Origin of the sequence: Actinoplanes derwentensis (assembly GCF_900104725.1) — a bacterium.
GTDB classification, from domain to species: Bacteria; Actinomycetota; Actinomycetes; order Mycobacteriales; family Micromonosporaceae; genus Actinoplanes; species Actinoplanes derwentensis.
In genome coordinates this window covers 9415777-9432091 of the sequence record NZ_LT629758.1, presented here as the reverse complement: position 1 = coordinate 9432091, position 16315 = coordinate 9415777, and the positions used below count along the sequence as shown (strand labels likewise).

Below are 16315 nucleotides of genomic sequence, written 5' to 3'. Positions count from 1 at the left end.
GGCAGGTGGTCACACCCGGCGCAGCACCGCGGCGGCGTTGAAGCCGCCCCGGCCCCGGGCCACCACCAGAACGCGGCGCAACGGCAGCGTCCGGGGCGCACCGGTCACCAGGTCGATCGGGTAGTCCGGGGCGGGTGTGTCCACAGTGGCGGTGTGCGGGGCGACACCGTCGCGCAGTGCCAGCAGCGCGGTGGCCACATCCAGAGCGGCCGCGCCCGCCTGCAATCGGCCCACCAGGGTCTTCGGCGCGGTGACGGGTACCGCCCGGGGGCCGAACACCTCGGCCAGGGCGGCGGCCTCGGCCCGGTCGGCCGCCCGGTCGGCGGTGGCGTCGGCGATGACCAGATCGACGTCCCCCGGTTCGGCACGCGCGTCGCGCAGGGCTCCGGTGATCGCCCGGCGCAGCCCGGTCGGCGCCGCTCCGGACGGGTCGAACGTGGCGGCGTACCCGGAAAGCTCTCCATAGACCCTCGCACCGCGGGCCCGGGCGGCGTCCTTCTCCTCCAGGATCAGGTGCGCACCGCCCTCGCCCGGCACGGCGCCGTCCGCATCGGCGGCGAACGGCCGGTACGCGGTGCCCGGGTCGGTCCCGGTGCTGTACACGCCGGTGCTCAGCAGCCCGGCGAGACCGAGCGGACAGAGCGCACCGTCCACCGCGCCGGTGAGCATGCTCGCCGTGCCCCGGCGGATCTGCCGGCGTGCGTGCCCGAGCGCGTCGAGGCCGCCGGCGTGATCGGTGACCAGGGCGGCACCGGGCCCGCGCAGGTTGTGCCGGATCGAGATCTGTCCCGAGTTCACCGCATAGAACCAGGCGAACGACTGGTAGGCGCTGACATGGCTGCCGCCCTTGCTCCAGAGGTTGCCCAGTTCTCGCTGCCCGAACTCGAAACCACCCATCGAGGACGCGGTGGCGACCCCCACGTCGTAGCGCAGACCGTCCGTGTCCGGCACACCGGCGTCGGCGAGTGCCTGCTCGGCCGCGTACAGGCTCAGCCGGGTCATCCGGTCGGTCTGGGGCAGCAGCCGCCCCGGCAGGTGCTCCTCCGCGACGAAGTCCGGCACCTCGCCGGCCAGGCGCACCGGATAGCCGGCCGGGTCGAAGCGGCTGATCGTACGAACACCGGTCCGCCCGTTCAGGGTGGCCTGCCAGTACGCCTCGGTGCCGAGCCCGTTGGCCGCGACCACCCCGAGACCGGTCACCACCGGCGCGGTCATGCCGCACTCCGATCCGGGCGGGCCAGCAGGACGGCGCTCTGGAATCCGCCGAAGCCGCTGCCGACGCTCAATACCGTGTCGACCCGCTGCTCCCGGGCGGTCAGCGGCACATAGTCCAGGTCGCATTCGGGGTCGGCGGTGTGCAGGTTGGCCGTCGGCGGGATCAGCCCGTACTCCATCGCCAGCGCGCAGGCGACCAGTTCCAGGGCACCGATCGCGCCGAGTGAGTGCCCGATCATGGACTTGATCGAGCTGACCGGCACCCGGTAGGCGTGCTCGCCGAGACTGCGCTTGAACGCCGCCGTCTCGTGGCGGTCGTTCTGCTTGGTGCTGGATCCGTGCGCGTTGACGTAGTCGACCTGTTCCGGGGCGATACGTGCCTCGTCCAGGGCCGTTCGTACGGCCTCGGCCATCTCCACGCCGTCGGGCCGCAGCCCGGTCATGTGGTAGGCGTTGCTGCGGCTGCCGAATCCGGCGACCTCGGCGTAGACGTGTGCGCCACGGCGCCGGGCGTGCTCCCACTCCTCCAGTACGAGCACCGCGCCGCCTTCGCCGAGGACCAGCCCGTTGCGGGTCAGGTCGAACGGGCGCGAGGCGTGGGCCGCGTCGTCGTTGCGCGGGCTGGTCGCCTTGATGGCGTCGAAACAGGCCAGCGTGATGGGGGAGATCGGCGCGTCGGTGCCGCCGGCGACGACCACGTCGGCGCTGCCCTCGCGGATCAGCTCGGCGCCGTGCCCCACCGCGTCCAGCCCGGAGGTGCAGCCGTCGGAGATCAGCGCCACCGGTCCCTGGGCACCCACGGCGTGGGCCACTTCGGCGGCGGCCGAGCTGGGTACGAACCAGTCGTACAGGTGGGGCACCGCATATCCGGGATCGACCAGCCAGGATCGACCGGCGTCGCTGAGCACGACGTATTCGCGCTCCATGCTGGTGGTGCAGCCGACCGCGCACCCCAGCGACACGGCGATCCGCTCCCCGGTTTCGCCCGTCAGGTCGAGGCCGCTGGCCGAGATCGCCTCGCGGGCGGCGACGACCGCGAACTGGGTGGCGCGGTCCATCCGCCGTGCCTCCTGCCGGCTGAGCCCGGCCTCGACCGGGTCGAAGTCGCATTCGGCGGCGATCCGCGATCGGTACGGCGACGCGTCGAAAGCGGTGATGGGCCGGGTCGCGGTGCGGCCCGAGCTGAGCAGATCCCAGTACTGTTTGACGTTGCTACCGCCCGGAGCGACAGCCCCGAGTCCGGTGACGACCACGCGACGACTCATGCCGCGACCGTCACATCCGAGGCTCAAGCGCCGGTCGAGGCGTTCTGGAAACCGGCTGTGCCACAGCGGACAGTGCCTCGGTGAACGCGGCGAGATCGCTGTCCCGGCCGCCGGCGCGGGCGGGCAGCGCGGACCGCACCGTGCAGGCGCCGCGGCGCACCGCGGGATGGCGCCGGGCCAGGGCGGTGAGCCCGTGCGGTGCGCCCGCTTCCAGCAGCACGTCGGGTCCGGCGGCGCAGACGGCGTCGAGGGCGGTGGCGAAGTACACCGGAGCGGCCGGCTGCCGGATCCAGTACGCCGGGTCGGTGGCCACCGCCGCGGTCAGGGGAGAACCGGTGTAGCAGGAGTAGACGGGAAGCAGCGGCGCCCGCAACGGCATCGAGCGCAGCAACGGTTCGGCGCGGGCCGCCTGCACCGCGACGGCCGGGCTGTGGAAGGCCACCGTGGAACGGGCCGGCTGGCAGGTGATGCCGGCGTCGCGCAACAGCCGGGCGGAACGGGCCAGTGGGCCCTCCGGGCCGGCGAGCAGCAACTGGCGTGGACCGTTGACCGCGCCGATCACCACTCCCCCGCCCAGGCTGAACCGCACCTGGTCGACGGTCGCCGCCACGGCCAGCATCCCGCCAGGCGGCGCCTCGGCGAGGTGGGCGAGCCGGTCCCGCAGGACACGAACGGCGTCGGCCAGCCCCAGCACGCCGGCCAGGGTCGCCGCGACCACCTCGCCGACGCTGTGCCCGAGCAGTGCCATCGGCTGGACGCCGCGGTCGAGCAGCGTACGCCCGAGTCCCCACCCGACGGCGAACAACAACGGCTGGGAGCGCCGCATGTCGTCCAGCAGAATCGCCGGATCGTCGGCGAGCCAGTCCGCGCGGATGGCGGCACCTTCCGGGCCCCACAGTGTGAAGACCTCGTCCACGTGCCGCCGGAAGTCCGGTGCGGCCCGGTAGAGCCCCACCGCCATGCCGGGCCGCTGCGCGCCCTGTCCCGGGAAGAGCAGGGCCACCCGTACGCGATTTGTGGTGTCAGACATGCCGGGAACCGTTGCACCGGGCGCTCGAGGCCGTCTCCAGGCGCACACCTCTCGACGGTTTCTCGACCGCGCGCCGAGTGCGCCGGACGACGGTGGGACCACCACGGCACAACCTCGCGGCCACCCCGCAGGCCTGCCCGTACCGAAGCCCGCCCCATCCCGGGCCGGCGACCGCCGCCGGACCGGCGCCACGAGCGCCGGCCCGGCGGCACTGCGGTTCTTCGACATGGGAGCGGCCCACATGCAAACGAATACGATCTATGTGTCCGGCGTGGCCGCGCACATCCCCGGCCGGGTGCGGGTCGGTGACGCGGTCGCCGACGGGACCTGTCCGCCGCGGCTGGCGGCACAGACCGGGCTGCACACGGTGGCCGTGTCGGCCGACGAGTCGGCGCCGGACATGGCGGTGCGGGCCGCCGACCTGGCGCTCAAACGGTCCGGGCACGCTCCGGACGACGTGTCGCTGCTGCTGCACGCGTCGGTCTACCACCAGGGCCATGACATCTGGGCGCCCGCCTCCTACATCCAGCGGATGGCCGTCGGCAATCGCTGCCCGGCGTTGGAGGTGCGGCAGTTGTCGAACGGCGGGCTCGGCGCCCTGGAGCTCGCGGCGGCGTACCTGGCGGCACCCGGCCGGCGCGCGGCCCTGCTGACCACGGGCGATCGGTTCGGACCGCCCGGCTTCGACCGGTGGAACAGCGATCCCGGCACCGTCTACGGCGACGCGGGCACCGCACTGGTGCTGTCGCGTGACGGCGGGTTCGCGCGACTGCTGAGTTGTGTCACCGTCTCCGACCCGGATCTGGAGGGGCTGCACCGTGGCGACGACCCGTTCGGCGCGTTGCCACTGGCCCAGCGGCGACCGGTGAATCTGGAGGTGGCGAAGAAGGCTTTCGTCGCACGGACCGGGGTGTCGTACAGCATCAGCCGGGTGGTGGCCGGGCAGGCGGAGGCACTGAACGGCGCGCTGGCCAGGGCCGGGACGACCTTCGCCGACGTACGCTGGTTCGTGCTGCCGCATTTCGGGCTGCGCCGGCTGACCTCGTCGTATCTGCGCCCGTGGAATCTCCAGCCGGAGGTGACGACGTGGGAGTGGGCTCGCACCGTCGGGCACCTGGGTTCCGGAGATCAGTTCAGCGGGCTGAACCACCTGGTGGAGTCCGGAGTACTGCGCCCCGGCGAGCGGGTGCTGCTCGCCGGGGTGGGTGCCGGGTACTCCTGGACGTGTGCGGTGCTGGAGATCGACGAGGTGCCGGACGGGGCGGTGTAGGGGTCAGCCGGCCGCCGGGTTGACCGCCGACTTCTCGATCCCGGCCTCCTCCAGGTGCCACTTCGCCAGAATCCGCTGATAGGTGCCGTCCGCGATCAGCTGATCGATGGCGGCGCGCAGCGGCTCGGCCAGCCCGCTGCCCTTCTTGGTGGCGAGCCCGACGTCGCGACGGTCCAGTTGCCCGGCGAACCGCAGACCCGGTTGCTGGGCGGCGGCGTACCGCAACACGCTGGCGGAGCTGACCAGCACGTCGACGTGCCCCTCCCGCAGTGCCAGGAAATGGGCCGCCGCGTCGCTGTAGGTGCTGATCCGGTAGGCCTGGCCGCCGACATCGGTGCAGCGGTGTTCCCGGCTGCGCAGATCGTTCTCGAAGGTGGTGCCGACACCGGTGCCGATCGTGCGCCCGCACAGCTGATCCAGTCCGGTGACCTCGGTGAGGTCGCTGTCGTCCCGGATCACGATCCCGGTCCCGTCGGTCAGGTAGACGGTGAAGTCGAGGACCTTCTTGCGTTCCTCGGTGACCGAGAAGTTGGCGGTGCCGAGGGCGAACCGGCCGGCCGCCAGCCCGGTCAGCAGCGAGGCCCCGCTGACCTGTTCACGCTCGACGACGAGGCCGAGCTTCCGGGCCGCCGCGTCGGCCACGTCGATGTCGACGCCGCGCGGGGCGCCGCCGTCCTGAGGGTGGAAGGCGATCGGCGGGGTGCCGACGGCCGATCCGACGGTCAGCACCCCGGACCGCCGGATGTCCGCCGGGAGCAGTGCGGTCAGCGCCGGGTCGGCGCGGACGGCCGACACCACGTCCTCGGCGCCGAGGTCGCGGGGCGCCTCGGCGCCGGTGACGGCGGCCGGCGCGGAATGCAGGCACCCGGACATCACAAGGGTGGCGACGAGAACGGCCGGCCAGCGGAGCCGGCGAGGGGACACAGTCACGATGACTCCTTCAACGTTGCTGGATGGTGGCGAAGAACCGGGCGGTCCGCTCGTGACGCGGCCGGCCGAGCATCGCGGCGGGCGGCCCCTGCTCGACGATGCGGCCCTGGTCCATGAAGACGATCTCGTCGGCGACCTCGGCGGCGAAGCGCAACTCGTGGGTGACGATCAGCATGGTCATCCCCCCGGCCGCGAGGTCGCGCACGACGGTCAGCACCTCGCCGATCAGTTCCGGGTCGAGGGCGCTGGTCGGTTCGTCGAACAACATCACCTTCGGCCGTACGGCGAGCGCCCTCGCGATCGCGACACGCTGCTGCTCCCCACCGGACAGCTCACGAGGATAGGCCCGTTCCTTGTGGGCGAGCCCGACCCGGTCGAGGAGTTCCCGCGCCCGGGCCCGGGCCTCGTCGCGGCGCACCCGTTGCACCGCGACCGGCGACTCCACGATGTTCTGCAGCACCGTCAGGTGCGGGAACAGGTTCAATGCCTGGAACACCATTCCCACGCTGGTGCGGTGCCGCGCGAGCACCCGCGGCGAGGCCTCGACGACCCGGTCGCCACGTCGTTCCAGGCCGACCGGGCGGCCGTCCACGAGGATCGCGCCGCTGTCCGGCCGTTCCAGCCGGTTGACGCATCGCAGCAGCGTGCTCTTGCCGGAACCGGACGGCCCGACCACACAGGTGACGGTCCCCGCCGCGACGCTCAGGTCCACGCCGTCGAGGACGGTGACGCCGCCGAAGCTCTTGCTGATCCCGATGAGCCGCACCATCGGGCCCGGTTCGCCGGAGGCCACCGCCAGCGGCCCGGCGGTGGCGCTCATCGGTCGTCCCCGGTCGGCGGCAGGCGCCGCGAGGCTCGCCCGTCACCTCGCGCGAACGCCCGTTCCAGCAGGTACTGGACCCCACTCAGCAGGGTGGTGAAGAACAGATACCAGAGGGTCGCCACCAGCAGCAGCGGGATCACCAGGTAGTTGCGGTTGTAGATGAGCTGGACCGAGAACAGCAGATCCTGTCCGGCGATGACACTGACCACTGAGGTGCCCTTCAGCAAGGCGGCGGCCTGGTTGGCGGCGGGAGGCACGATCGCCCGCATCGCCTGGGGCAGCACGATCCGCCACAGGGTCCGGGTGCGGGACAGCCCCAGAGCCTGCGCCGCCTCGGTCTGTGCCCTGTCGACCGACAACAGCCCGGCCCGGACGATCTCGCCGGCATGTGCCGCCTCGTGCAGGGTCAGGCCGATGACAGCCGCCGCCAGGCCGTTGATCAGGCCGCGGGTCGGCATGTCCACCAGTGCCGGCCCGAAAGGCAGCCCGATGGTGAACCGCGGATACAGCAGCGAGATGTTGTACCAGAACAGCAGTTGCACCAGGATCGGCACGGACCGGAACAGCCAGGTGTATCCCCAGCTGACCGACCGCAGCAGGCGGCTGCCGGACAGCCGCATGACCGCGAGCAGCGTGCCGAGGGCGAAGCCACTGGCGAGGGCGACGGCGGTGAGCAGCAGAGTGGTGCGCAACCCGTCGAGGACGATGTCGGCGGTGAGGTACCGGCCCACGACGTCCCACTGGAAGGCCGGGTTGCGCACCATGCTCACCAGCGCGACCAGGAGCCCGATCAGGCCGGCGACGGTGGCGGCCCGCCGGAGGGGGCGTGGCGCGGGCCGGGCGTCGGCATAGCTGTCGGCCGGAACCGCCGTCTGCGTGGACACCGGTGGCGCCGTCAGAACCGGGGCAGCACGTGCTCGGCGAACAGTCGCAGGGAACGGGCCGCGTGTTCGTACGGCACGTTTCCGGAGACGACCTGCAGGCTCAGGGTCACCTCGCCGAACCAGTTGCGGATGGCCTCCACCGCGGCGACCACCTCGCCGGGCGAACCGACGAGCGCCTTTCGCTCCGCCACCTGCCGGTCGAAGTCTCCCTTGCCGACCCGCTCGACGATCTTCTCGTAGCCCGGGTAGTCGGCACTGCGGGTGTGCGCCCAGGAGGAGACCGCCGCCGCGAGCGCCCGGTGCGACTGCTCGGAATACTGCCGGCCCAGCGTCCGGGCCTCGTCGGCGTCCTCGGCGACGAACGCGTTGTAACTCATGTGCACGTCCTCGTCGGCCGGCTCGAACCCGGCCGACGACGCGGCTTTACGGTACAGCGCCAGGACGTCCTGAACCTGCTCCCGCGAATTGATCGACGGGACGAGCATGACGCCGTACCCGTTGCGGCCGGCCGCCTCGGCGGACTCCGGCGACTTGGCCGTGGCCACCAGGATCCGGGGATGCGGCCGCTGGACCGGGCGGGGCAGCAGGGTGACCGGGCCGAACCGGTGGAACCGGCCGTCCCACACCACGTCCTCGCCGGACCACAACAGCTTGCACGCGGCCACCCCCTCGTCGAAACGGGCCCGGCTCTCGTCCAGCGGTATGCCGAAGGCGTGGAACTCGTCGGGCAGGAACGCCCGGCCGAAGCCGACGTCGAGGCGGCCCGCGGAGATGCCGTCGAGCATCGCCAGCTTCCCGGCGAGTTTCACCGGGTGGGTGAACGCCGGCAGCACCGCGCCGGTGACCAGGCGGATCCGGCTGGTCCGCGCCGCCGCGGCGGCCAGGAACGTGACCGGGTCGGGACTGTAACCGCCGTACGGGGAGAAGTAGTGCTCGACCGTCTTGACGTGGTGAAAGCCCAACTCGTCGGCGAGTTCGGCAAGGCGAAGGCTCTCCTCGAAGTACTGGACGGCCGGCTTGTCCTGCGGGCCGACGGTCGGGAAGAGGTTGATACCGAACTTCATTCCAGCTCCCTCGCATTCGGGCGGGCCGCGGCCGGTCCCGCACACCCGGCCGACCATCGCCGGAGGTGGTGGAGGCCCGCTACACCCGGGCTGGAGAGATCCACTCCGGATTCGCCAGGCACCGGCGCAGCAGTGCGGTCGCGTTCCGGTGCAACGGGAAGTCGGACCCCGGCGGCATGACCCCGGTCAGCTCCAGCAGCCGGACCACACGCGCGGTGATGACGCTGAACTTGAACGCCGCCTCCACCTGGTGGTAGGCCAGGTGCTCCAGGGGCCGGCCGAGCAGTTCCGCGTACCACCGCTCGGTCTCGGTCTGCGGGGGCAGGCCGGGCAGCCGGGGAACGCCGACACCGTCGCTGAGGAACCGGTCCATGTGCAGGAACCAGGCCAGGTCGCTCTCGGGCCGGCCGAGATCGGTCATCTCCCAGTCCAGCAGGGCCGCCGGCCGGTCGCCGGCGAAGACGATGTTGCCGAGACGCGCGTCGCCCCACAGCGGGCGCGGCGACGCCGGCGCGGGGGGCCGGTGGGCGCGCAGCCAGTCCAGAGCCGCCAGCACGTCGGTGTCGCCGGAGACGCCGAAGAACTCCAGATGACCGGCATAGAAGTCGAGGTCACCGGAGGGCGCCGGGGAGGCGCCCACCGTCTGCGGGTCGAGCCGGTGCACCCGGCTCATCGCCGTCAGGGCGGCGAGCCACATCGTCCGCCGACGGTCGGGCGAGGCGTCGGCGAGCCAACCTTCACGGTGGTACGAGGGCAGGTCCGCGGGCACCGTGCCGGCGACCCGGCTCATCACGACGAACGGTGCGCCGAGGACACCGGCATCATGCTCGTACCCGAGCACCGGTGCGACAGGTACGCCGGCACGGGCCAATGCCGTCTGCATGCCGACCTGTTCCGCCCAGCGCAGGTCGGGAAAGATCCGGTGGACGGCCGGCGCGACGCGTACGGCGAGAGGCACGGTTCGCGTACGCCCGCGCTCCGTCCAGGTGGCGTCACCGAGCAGAATCTCGGCGGAGAAGCCGGCGGTCGCCGGCACGGTCAGCGGCCCGACGGTGACGTCCCGGGCCGCGAGGTGGTCACGGAGCCAGCCGGCGAGCCGGGCCCGGGTCAGTTCGGGATCTCGCTGGACGGGTACGGGCATGACGGAACCCCCGATCACGATGCGCCGGGTGACGGCGCGGAGACGACATGACGGTGCCGGACGACGAGGGACGCGTGCTCCTCCGGCGGTTCGAGCCAGGGTCCGGCACCGGCCCGCACGGCACGATGCAGCCGTTGCACCGCCGCCGACGGTTCGACCCCGAGTTCGTGGCGCAGAGCGCCGGCCAGCCGCTGGTAGACGAGCACCGCGTCGGCCTGCCGCCCGCTGCGGTGCAACGCGGCCATCAGGCTGGCGTGGATCGGCTCACGCAGGGGATGGCGCCCGGCGAGCGCCGTCGCGGCCGGGACCACCTGCCGGTGCCGGCCGCAGCGCAGCTCCGCCTCCAGGTACCGGTCGACCAGCAGAAGCCCCCACTGGTGCAGGTGCTCGACGATGTCCGTGGTCACCGGCCCGGTACGCACGTCCGCCAGCACCGGCCCCCGCCACAGTGCCAGCGCCTCCCGCCAGCGGCGCGCGGCCCGGGCGGCGTGCCCCGCACCGGCGTGCTCGTCGCCCTGGCGGGCCAGCTCCCGGACGACGCCGAGATCGGTCAGCGCCGGATCGGCGAGCAGGCGGTATCCCCGTCGGCAGGTCTCCACCACGGCCGGCACACCGGCACGGGCGAGCACCCGCCGCAGGTGCATGACGTAGGTCTGCAACGTGGTGGCGCAGCTGCGCGGCGGCAGGTCGTCCCACAGTTCGCGCACACAGGTCTCCACCGTCACGGTCGTGCCCGCCCGTAACACCAGAAGGCCGAGCAGTTGCCGCTGCTTGGGCGCGCTGGGGCCGGCGTCGGCACCACCGGCTCCCAGCCGCAGACCGCCGAAGACATCGATCAGCATCGTGAAACCTCTCCGGTCGATACGCCACCTCCAGCGGGAACCGAGCGCGTTCGGGCCCACTGAGGGCCGCGGACCGCACCGACCCGAGGCAGGTGACATGACCATCACGTCGTTCGGCCGGCTCGTGCCGCTGGCACCCGAGGTGTTCGCCTACATCCAGCCGCCGGGTGGCTGGTGTGTCGGGAACGCGGGCATCATCGTCGGCAGTGAGCAGGTCGTGGTGGTGGACACCGCCGCCACCCGGCTCCGGGCGGAGGCACTGCTGGCTTGTGTACGCAGGCTGGCCCCGAACCGTCCGCAGATCGTGGTGAACACCCACGCCCACGGCGATCACGTGTTCGGCAACTGTGTCTTCCCCGCGGAAGCGGTGATCGTCGCGCACGAGATCGCCCGCGCCGAGATGGCCCGGACCGGCCTGGCGATGCGAGACCTGTGGCCGGAGGCCGACTTCGGCGGCATCGATCTGCGCCTGCCGACCGTCACGATGCGCGACCGGCTCTCGCTGTCCCCCGGTGGGCCGGCCGTCGAACTGATCCATGTCGGGCCGGCTCACACGACCAACGACGTGGTGGTGTGGCTGCCCCGATCGCGGGTGCTGTTCACCGGTGACGTGGTCTTCGCGGGCCGGACACCGTTCGTGCTCATGGGTTCGGTCAGCGGCTCGCTGCGGGCCCTGGCCGAACTGCGCGCGCTGCGGCCGCGACTGGTGGTCTCCGGGCACGGGGAGGTGGGTGGGCCGGAGGTGCTCGACGCCACGGAGGCGTACCTGCGCTGGCTGCTTCGGGAGGCGACCCGCGGCATCGCCGCGAACCTCGATCCACTCGAGGCCGCCCGACAGGCGGCGGGACATCCGTTTCACCGTCTTCCGGAGGCGGAGCGTCTGGTGGCGAACCTGCACCGGGCGTACGCCGAGGAGCGTGGCGAGCCGCCCGGCACGTACCTGCCGTCCCGGCCGGTCATGGGCGACATGGTCCGGCTGCACGGCGGTCCGCTCAGCACATCGGTGTGACAACACCCGCGAAGCGTCCCGGTCCGCGCTCAAGGCCGGATCCATTACGGCCGGACCCACGGTCCGGCGCCGAGAGAGGGAGTTCTCATGATCCTCAAAGGGAAGGTCGCGATCGTCACCGGCGGCACCACCGGCCTGGGGGCGGTCGTGGCCCGGACACTCGCCGACGCCGGCGCCACCGTGGTGTCGGCGGCCCGCGGCGCGTCGGACACCGGTGACCGGTTCCCGGTCGACGTCACCGACCGGGACTCGGTCGATGCGCTAGTGTCCACCGTGCACGAGAGGCACGGCGGCCTGGACGTCCTGGTCGCCAACGCCGGCATCAACCACCCGGGCCCCTTGGTGACGTTGCCGCCGGAGCAGTGGAACGACGTGCTCGCCACCAACCTGACCGGCGTGCTGAACTGTGTGCGGGCCGCGGCGCCGCTGCTGCGGGCGGCCGGCGAGGGGCGGATCGTGACGATGTCGTCGCTGCTCGGCCGCCGGCCGATAGCCGGTGCCGGGGCGTACAGCGTCTCCAAGGCGGCCCTGGAGACGCTGACCCGGGTGCTCGCCGCCGAGCTGGCCGGCGACGGTGTCACCGTGAACGCCGTGGCCCCCGGCGTCATCGACGAGGGCATGGGCCGCGACATCCTGGCCAGCGACCGGCTGTGGAACCGGCTACGCGGGTCGCTGGCCGCCGGCCGGTCCGGAACCGGCGCGGACGTCGCCCGGGCCGTGCTGTTCCTGGCCGCGCCGGAGAGTTCATACATCAACGGGCACGTGCTCAACGTCGACGGTGGACTGAACTTCTAGGTCCCGTCGTGAACGATGTGACGGCGGCGTACGAGCCATTCGCCGTTCTGTCGTTCGAGCCGGTCCTCGGCGGTGGTGCTCAGATAGACCCGCGCGGGCCCACCGCCGGCCGGCGTCTCGAAGACTGTCGCGTAATAGCGGGTTCGCACGGCTCCGTCGCCGTCCGGCTCCGCGATCACGTTGCCGAACCAGTGCCGCCGGGTGACGCCGGTTCCGGCGAGCCGGTCGATGCCGCGGCGCATCGACGCGGCGATGGCGGCCCGGCCGCGTCGTGGCTCGGGCTTGACGTTCTGCCCGAACTCCCCGTCCTCGGTGAACTGCCGCGCCCACTGCTCGGCCTGGCCCTCGTCGAGCAACTGGAAGTGGCGGGAGTAGAACTGCAGAACCTCGGCGTAGGTACGCGCGTCGACAACGCGCGAGACCTCTGATTCGGTCGTCATGATCGTCCCCTTCTCTCTCGGTGCCGGCTTCTTCTCGGTGCCGGCTTCTTCTCGACGGTCAGCTGGCGGGCTCTTCTCGACGGTCGGCCGACGGGCTCTTCTCGACGGTCAGCTGACGAGCAGGTAGCCCGGTCCGTGCCCGACGGCCAGGTCGAGAGCCGGGTCGGCGCGCAGGACCGCCTGTTCCAGGCTCTGCAGCCGCCGGGACGGCTCCAGCCCGAACTGGTCGGCGAGCGTGGCGCGCAACTGCCGCAGCGCGCTCAGCGCCTCGGTGATCCGGCCGCTGCGGTACAGCGCGACGGCGAGCTGGGCACACAGGTTCTCGTGGGTGGGGTACCGGCGCACCAGGACACGCAGTTCACCCAGCAGCTCCCGGTGGTGTCCGATGCGAAGGTCGGCCTCGACCCGTTCGTCGTGGACGGCGAGATGAGCCTCACGCAGCCCTTCGAGCTGGGTCCGCAGGATCGGGCCCGCGTGCACGTCGACCAGCGCCGGTCCACGCCACAGGCTCAGAGCCGCACCCAGCAGCCGGGCCGCCTCCCGGTAGTCGCCCGCGGCGAACGACGCGCTGCCGTTGCCGGCGAGCCGGCGGAACTCGTCCAGGTCCAGCTCGCCGGGCTCCAGCCGGAGGGCGTAACCCCGCTCGCGGGTGCGAATCCGATCACCGTCGTTGCCGGAGCGCAGGACCTTACGAAGATTCATCACGTACGTCTGCAAGGTCGAGTGCGCACTGACCGGTGGTTGCTCACCCCACAGCTCGTCCACACAATCGTCGACGGTGACGATGGTGCCGGCGTGCAGGATCAGGAGCGCGAGCAGCTGCCGTTGCTTCGGAGCACTGGGCAGCCGGCCCGGCTCCATCGTCAACGGTCCCAGCACGGTGAAGCGCATGACTACCTCCGTCGCGCGATGACGCCAACGAGGAGACTCTGCTCAGTAGCGCTTTCGATCGCCTTACCGCTCGCACCTGAGGGCGACTCTGAGCTGCTATGACTATGACTATGACGAGCCGACCGTGATCAGTTCGCCCGAACCCTGTCGATGGCGGCGCGGCCGAAGTCGTTGACGATCGTGTAGTCGCCGGCACCCACCACCGGATCGGTCACCAGAACGACCACCACATACCGTCCCACCGCGGCGACGAGATAGGCCGCCCACCTGTCACCTTCGTCGTACTGCCTGATGAACAGCACCGTGTCCGGTCCGGCGGTGTCCTCGGCGATGCCGCGGAAGCCCGTCTCGTCGCCGCCGGCCCGGCACCGGGCCAGCTGGTCCTTCAGCTCGGCCAGGTAGGCCCGGGCGTCACCGGGCCGGTAGCGGCCCACATTCTCGTAGACTCGGTGTCGCGGGTCGTAGTCCGCCGCCAGACTCCGCTGCGCGATGGGTTGCGGCATCGAGGCATCCGCGCATGGTTGCGGCAGCAACGGGTGGATCAGGTCGGGCTCGACCGGACCGGGCTGCGCCCCACCGAGATCCGCCGACTGCAACATCACAGCCTCGGGTACGGGACGGGGCGCGGCCTGAGCTGGGGAAACGGTCAGCGCACACCGAGCAACCCGGCAACAATACTCGAAACATATCGATTCATGGCGGCATTGTTCCAACGCCGTGCAAAGATCCCCCGAGACCACCCACGACTTCGCCCGACGACGTGATCACCTGTGACTCACCACGCCGGCCAACCGCAGACAAGACGAGGGGCCGAGGTCTGCGCCCTCCAGCGCCTTGCCTGTCGCCCGGGCCACGTCGACCGCTTCGTCGAGACGTACTTGGCACCCTTGACGGCGCTTGCCGCATAACCGGCGACCGGGATGACCGAGGCGAAGGAGAGGCCGGCGTTGACCCAGTCGCCTTCGGTGGCGTCTGGCTAGTCGGCGTGGCGTTCGTGGTGTTCAGCTTGAGTTGCATCGCGCCGAGGTAGAGGTCACCGACTTGGTGGCCGGGTCCCGGCGGATGAGACGCTGCCCGCCCGCGTCGTAGACGAACGACGTGACGTTGGTGCCCTGGGTGATGCTGGGTGACGTGGCCCTCGGCGTCGCAGGCGAGCTTCTGGGTCAGAGTGCTGCTGAGGATGGGGGTCTCAGCGTTGCCGGATTTGTCGTACAGGAATGTCTGGCTGGTGTTGACCGTCGAAGTGCCGGTGGTGGTGGCGATGGCGACCTGTTCGACCGCGTGGGCCGACTACGCCGATCTGATCACCGGCAACGACGCGGACCCGGCTCCATCCATCGATGCGCTGAGTTCGATGGATGGGAGCGGAAGCACCTCTGGATGAGCTCCTTCGTGACCTGGTAGAGGCCAGGCAGGGAGCGAACAATCCTGATGACAAAGGGTCCACCGCATTGGATAATCGCGGTGGACCTTTTCGCATGTCAACGTACTCGTGGGCGATACTGGGATCGAACCAGTGACCTCTCCGGTGTGAAACGTAGTCCGATCAAGCTACTGACCAGGAAAAACGCAAATTAGGCCTGCTCAGACGACGCTACCCGACGTCACTGAACGCCGTTCGGCGACGCTCGGCGCTGCCGGTGACCACCCCATTTGCTCCCCGCCGATCACCGGTTTTGGGGAGCAGCGCCGCACGACCCCCGCCAGGAACGCCGAATTCATCGCCGTGGTGCTCCCCACGTCCGAAAAGAACGGCCAACGACCAGCACAAACACGCCCGCCGGGAGAACCGACCCTGCTCCCCACGCATGACACCTCGGGCCACCTTCCAGAGACCGGCCAGACCGGGAGGCCGACTCCCCCGCAGAAAACCGGCAAGACGCCCGGCGGGGAGCAACCTGGGAGCACACGGCCGCCCAGCGACACCCAAAAGGAGTCCGGCTTACCATCGCGCTGCTCCCCCATCAGCGAAGCATCCACCTCGGATCGCGGTCACCGAACGTAGTCAAGATGGACCGCCCCAGCCATGATCGCGTTTCCGGATCTGCCGATGTGAGCGCGTCGGCAAGCCACACGGATGCCCGCGGAAACGGAGTTGGCAGGATCGAAGTCATCGGGAAGGGTGCACGCATGACCAGTCAGCGGGAAGTCGGTTACAACGGCATGTGGGCCAAACCCGAGGCGGACCCCAGGTCCGACGTCAGCCCTGTCGGCGAACTGGCAACCATCCGTGAATACCTGTCTAATTACCGCCTGACGCTGGGCATGAAGTGCGAGGATCTCTCGCCGGAGCAGTTGGCCGTTCGATCGGTTCCGCCGTCGACGATGAGCTTGCTCGGCCTGATCCGCCACATGGCCGCCGTGGAGCACAACTGGTTCTACCGGACCCTGCAGGGCAACCTGAACGCGCCGCGGCTCTACTGGTCCACCGAGGAGCGCGACCTGGACTTCGACGGTGCGGTGGCTGATCCGAACGTCATCAACGACGCGTTCACCACCTGGCGGGAGCAGATCCTCACGGCTGACAGGTGGCTGGATTCGGCGACCGACCTCGGCACGATGGTCAGCATGGCCAACGGCGAGCAGGCCAGCGTCCGCGACATCCTGATCCATATGGTTGAGGAGTACGCGCGGCACTGCGGCCACGCGGACCTACTCCGCGAATGCATCGATGGACGCACGGGCCAGTAAACTCTTCGGCAACCATCCGGCCGTG

Annotated in this window: 17 protein-coding genes; 5 read left to right on the top strand and 12 right to left on the bottom strand. The window is 70.9% G+C overall.

Going from position 1 to position 16315, the window contains the following annotated elements; genetic code table 11:
• Positions 1 to 9 precede the first annotated feature (9 nt).
• From BLU81_RS42210 to BLU81_RS42200, 3 genes are read right to left on the bottom strand one after another with little or no spacing between them, the layout of a single operon-like run.
• Complete coding sequence (locus BLU81_RS42210) at positions 10 to 1215, bottom strand: ketosynthase chain-length factor (RefSeq protein ID WP_092554646.1); 1206 nt, start codon at positions 1213 to 1215, stop codon at positions 10 to 12.
• Positions 1212 to 2480 (bottom strand): beta-ketoacyl-[acyl-carrier-protein] synthase family protein, encoded by a 1269-nt coding sequence (locus BLU81_RS42205; RefSeq protein ID WP_092554644.1) that lies wholly within the window; start codon positions 2478 to 2480, stop codon positions 1212 to 1214. The genes BLU81_RS42210 and BLU81_RS42205 overlap by 4 nt, the downstream gene beginning before the upstream one ends.
• Positions 2481 to 2490: 10 nt before the next feature.
• Complete coding sequence (locus tag BLU81_RS42200; protein ID WP_092554642.1) at positions 2491 to 3510, bottom strand: acyltransferase domain-containing protein; 1020 nt, start codon at positions 3508 to 3510, stop codon at positions 2491 to 2493.
• Positions 3511 to 3751: 241 nt separating this feature from the next.
• Between BLU81_RS42200 and BLU81_RS42195 the strand changes: the two genes are divergently transcribed.
• Positions 3752 to 4780: a ketoacyl-ACP synthase III family protein gene (locus BLU81_RS42195; protein WP_092554640.1), complete on the top strand. Its 1029-nt coding sequence runs from the start codon at positions 3752 to 3754 to the stop codon at positions 4778 to 4780.
• A gap of 3 nt (positions 4781 to 4783) precedes the next feature.
• Here the strand turns inward: BLU81_RS42195 and BLU81_RS42190 are convergent, their stop codons facing one another.
• From BLU81_RS42190 to BLU81_RS42165, 6 genes are all read right to left on the bottom strand, one after another.
• Complete coding sequence (locus BLU81_RS42190) at positions 4784 to 5710, bottom strand: ABC transporter substrate-binding protein (protein ID WP_231953778.1); 927 nt, start codon at positions 5708 to 5710, stop codon at positions 4784 to 4786.
• A 10-nt stretch (positions 5711 to 5720) separates the two neighbouring features.
• Positions 5721 to 6530, bottom strand: a complete 810-nt coding sequence (locus BLU81_RS42185) for an amino acid ABC transporter ATP-binding protein (protein ID WP_269460969.1) — start codon at positions 6528 to 6530, stop codon at positions 5721 to 5723.
• The gene (locus tag BLU81_RS42180) at positions 6527 to 7417 is read right to left on the bottom strand and encodes an amino acid ABC transporter permease (protein ID WP_092554637.1); all 891 of its coding nucleotides are present in this window, start codon (positions 7415 to 7417) and stop codon (positions 6527 to 6529) included. The genes BLU81_RS42185 and BLU81_RS42180 overlap by 4 nt, the downstream gene beginning before the upstream one ends.
• Positions 7418 to 7428: 11 nt before the next feature.
• Entirely contained in the window at positions 7429 to 8481 is a 1053-nt protein-coding gene (locus tag BLU81_RS42175; RefSeq protein WP_092554635.1) for an LLM class flavin-dependent oxidoreductase, read from the bottom strand.
• Between the two features lie 79 nt (positions 8482 to 8560).
• The gene (locus BLU81_RS42170; protein WP_092558424.1) at positions 8561 to 9622 is read right to left on the bottom strand and encodes a phosphotransferase family protein; all 1062 of its coding nucleotides are present in this window, start codon (positions 9620 to 9622) and stop codon (positions 8561 to 8563) included.
• 14 nt (positions 9623 to 9636) lie between these two features.
• On the bottom strand, positions 9637 to 10464 hold the full coding sequence (locus tag BLU81_RS42165; protein WP_172890724.1) for an AfsR/SARP family transcriptional regulator: 828 nt from the start codon (positions 10462 to 10464) through the stop codon (positions 9637 to 9639).
• Between the two features lie 97 nt (positions 10465 to 10561).
• Between BLU81_RS42165 and BLU81_RS42160 the strand changes: the two genes are divergently transcribed.
• Together BLU81_RS42160 and BLU81_RS42155 are read left to right on the top strand one after the other, a co-directional pair.
• Positions 10562 to 11473, top strand: coding sequence for an MBL fold metallo-hydrolase (locus BLU81_RS42160; RefSeq protein ID WP_092554631.1), 912 nt, complete (start codon positions 10562 to 10564; stop codon positions 11471 to 11473).
• An 87-nt stretch (positions 11474 to 11560) separates the two neighbouring features.
• Positions 11561 to 12268, top strand: a complete 708-nt coding sequence (locus BLU81_RS42155) for an SDR family NAD(P)-dependent oxidoreductase (protein ID WP_092554629.1) — start codon at positions 11561 to 11563, stop codon at positions 12266 to 12268.
• Here the strand turns inward: BLU81_RS42155 and BLU81_RS42150 are convergent.
• The 3 genes from BLU81_RS42150 to BLU81_RS42140 all read right to left on the bottom strand — a co-directional run bounded on the left by BLU81_RS42150 (position 12265) and on the right by BLU81_RS42140 (position 14102).
• Complete coding sequence (locus tag BLU81_RS42150; protein ID WP_092554627.1) at positions 12265 to 12708, bottom strand: nuclear transport factor 2 family protein; 444 nt, start codon at positions 12706 to 12708, stop codon at positions 12265 to 12267. The genes BLU81_RS42155 and BLU81_RS42150 overlap by 4 nt on opposite strands.
• 108 nt (positions 12709 to 12816) lie before the next feature.
• Positions 12817 to 13599 carry an AfsR/SARP family transcriptional regulator gene (locus BLU81_RS42145; RefSeq protein ID WP_092554625.1) on the bottom strand — a complete coding sequence of 261 codons (783 nt, stop codon included), beginning with the start codon at positions 13597 to 13599 and terminating at the stop codon, positions 12817 to 12819.
• A 128-nt stretch (positions 13600 to 13727) separates the two neighbouring features.
• Positions 13728 to 14102: a hypothetical protein gene (locus BLU81_RS42140; protein ID WP_157752006.1), complete on the bottom strand. Its 375-nt coding sequence runs from the start codon at positions 14100 to 14102 to the stop codon at positions 13728 to 13730.
• Between the two features lie 623 nt (positions 14103 to 14725).
• Here BLU81_RS42140 and BLU81_RS48885 point away from each other — a divergent pair.
• Both BLU81_RS48885 and BLU81_RS42135 read left to right on the top strand, forming a co-directional pair.
• The gene (locus tag BLU81_RS48885; protein ID WP_157752005.1) at positions 14726 to 14983 is read left to right on the top strand and encodes a hypothetical protein; all 258 of its coding nucleotides are present in this window, start codon (positions 14726 to 14728) and stop codon (positions 14981 to 14983) included.
• Between the two features lie 746 nt (positions 14984 to 15729).
• Positions 15730 to 16290, top strand: a complete 561-nt coding sequence (locus tag BLU81_RS42135) for a DinB family protein (protein ID WP_197686034.1) — start codon at positions 15730 to 15732, stop codon at positions 16288 to 16290.
• The last annotated feature ends 25 nt before the right edge of the window (positions 16291 to 16315 follow it).

Bases quoted from the DNA above. Each gene is read 5' to 3' on its own strand.
- BLU81_RS42150 (WP_092554627.1), bottom strand. From the start codon at position 12,708: ATGACGACCGAATCAGAGGTCTCGCGCGTTGTCGACGCGCGTACCTAC.
- BLU81_RS42135 (WP_197686034.1), top strand. From the start codon at position 15,730: ATGACCAGTCAGCGGGAAGTCGGTTACAACGGCATGTGGGCCAAACCC.
- BLU81_RS42185 (WP_269460969.1), bottom strand. From the start codon at position 6,530: ATGAGCGCCACCGCCGGGCCGCTGGCGGTGGCCTCCGGCGAACCGGGC.
- BLU81_RS42155 (WP_092554629.1), top strand. From the start codon at position 11,561: ATGATCCTCAAAGGGAAGGTCGCGATCGTCACCGGCGGCACCACCGGC.
- BLU81_RS42170 (WP_092558424.1), bottom strand. From the start codon at position 9,622: ATGCCCGTACCCGTCCAGCGAGATCCCGAACTGACCCGGGCCCGGCTC.
- BLU81_RS42165 (WP_172890724.1), bottom strand. From the start codon at position 10,464: ATGCTGATCGATGTCTTCGGCGGTCTGCGGCTGGGAGCCGGTGGTGCC.
- BLU81_RS42175 (WP_092554635.1), bottom strand. From the start codon at position 8,481: ATGAAGTTCGGTATCAACCTCTTCCCGACCGTCGGCCCGCAGGACAAG.
- BLU81_RS42140 (WP_157752006.1), bottom strand. From the start codon at position 14,102: ATGCCGCAACCCATCGCGCAGCGGAGTCTGGCGGCGGACTACGACCCG.
- BLU81_RS42210 (WP_092554646.1), bottom strand. From the start codon at position 1,215: ATGACCGCGCCGGTGGTGACCGGTCTCGGGGTGGTCGCGGCCAACGGG.
- BLU81_RS42200 (WP_092554642.1), bottom strand. From the start codon at position 3,510: ATGTCTGACACCACAAATCGCGTACGGGTGGCCCTGCTCTTCCCGGGA.
- BLU81_RS42205 (WP_092554644.1), bottom strand. From the start codon at position 2,480: ATGAGTCGTCGCGTGGTCGTCACCGGACTCGGGGCTGTCGCTCCGGGC.
- BLU81_RS42145 (WP_092554625.1), bottom strand. From the start codon at position 13,599: ATGCGCTTCACCGTGCTGGGACCGTTGACGATGGAGCCGGGCCGGCTG.
- BLU81_RS42195 (WP_092554640.1), top strand. From the start codon at position 3,752: ATGCAAACGAATACGATCTATGTGTCCGGCGTGGCCGCGCACATCCCC.
- BLU81_RS42160 (WP_092554631.1), top strand. From the start codon at position 10,562: ATGACCATCACGTCGTTCGGCCGGCTCGTGCCGCTGGCACCCGAGGTG.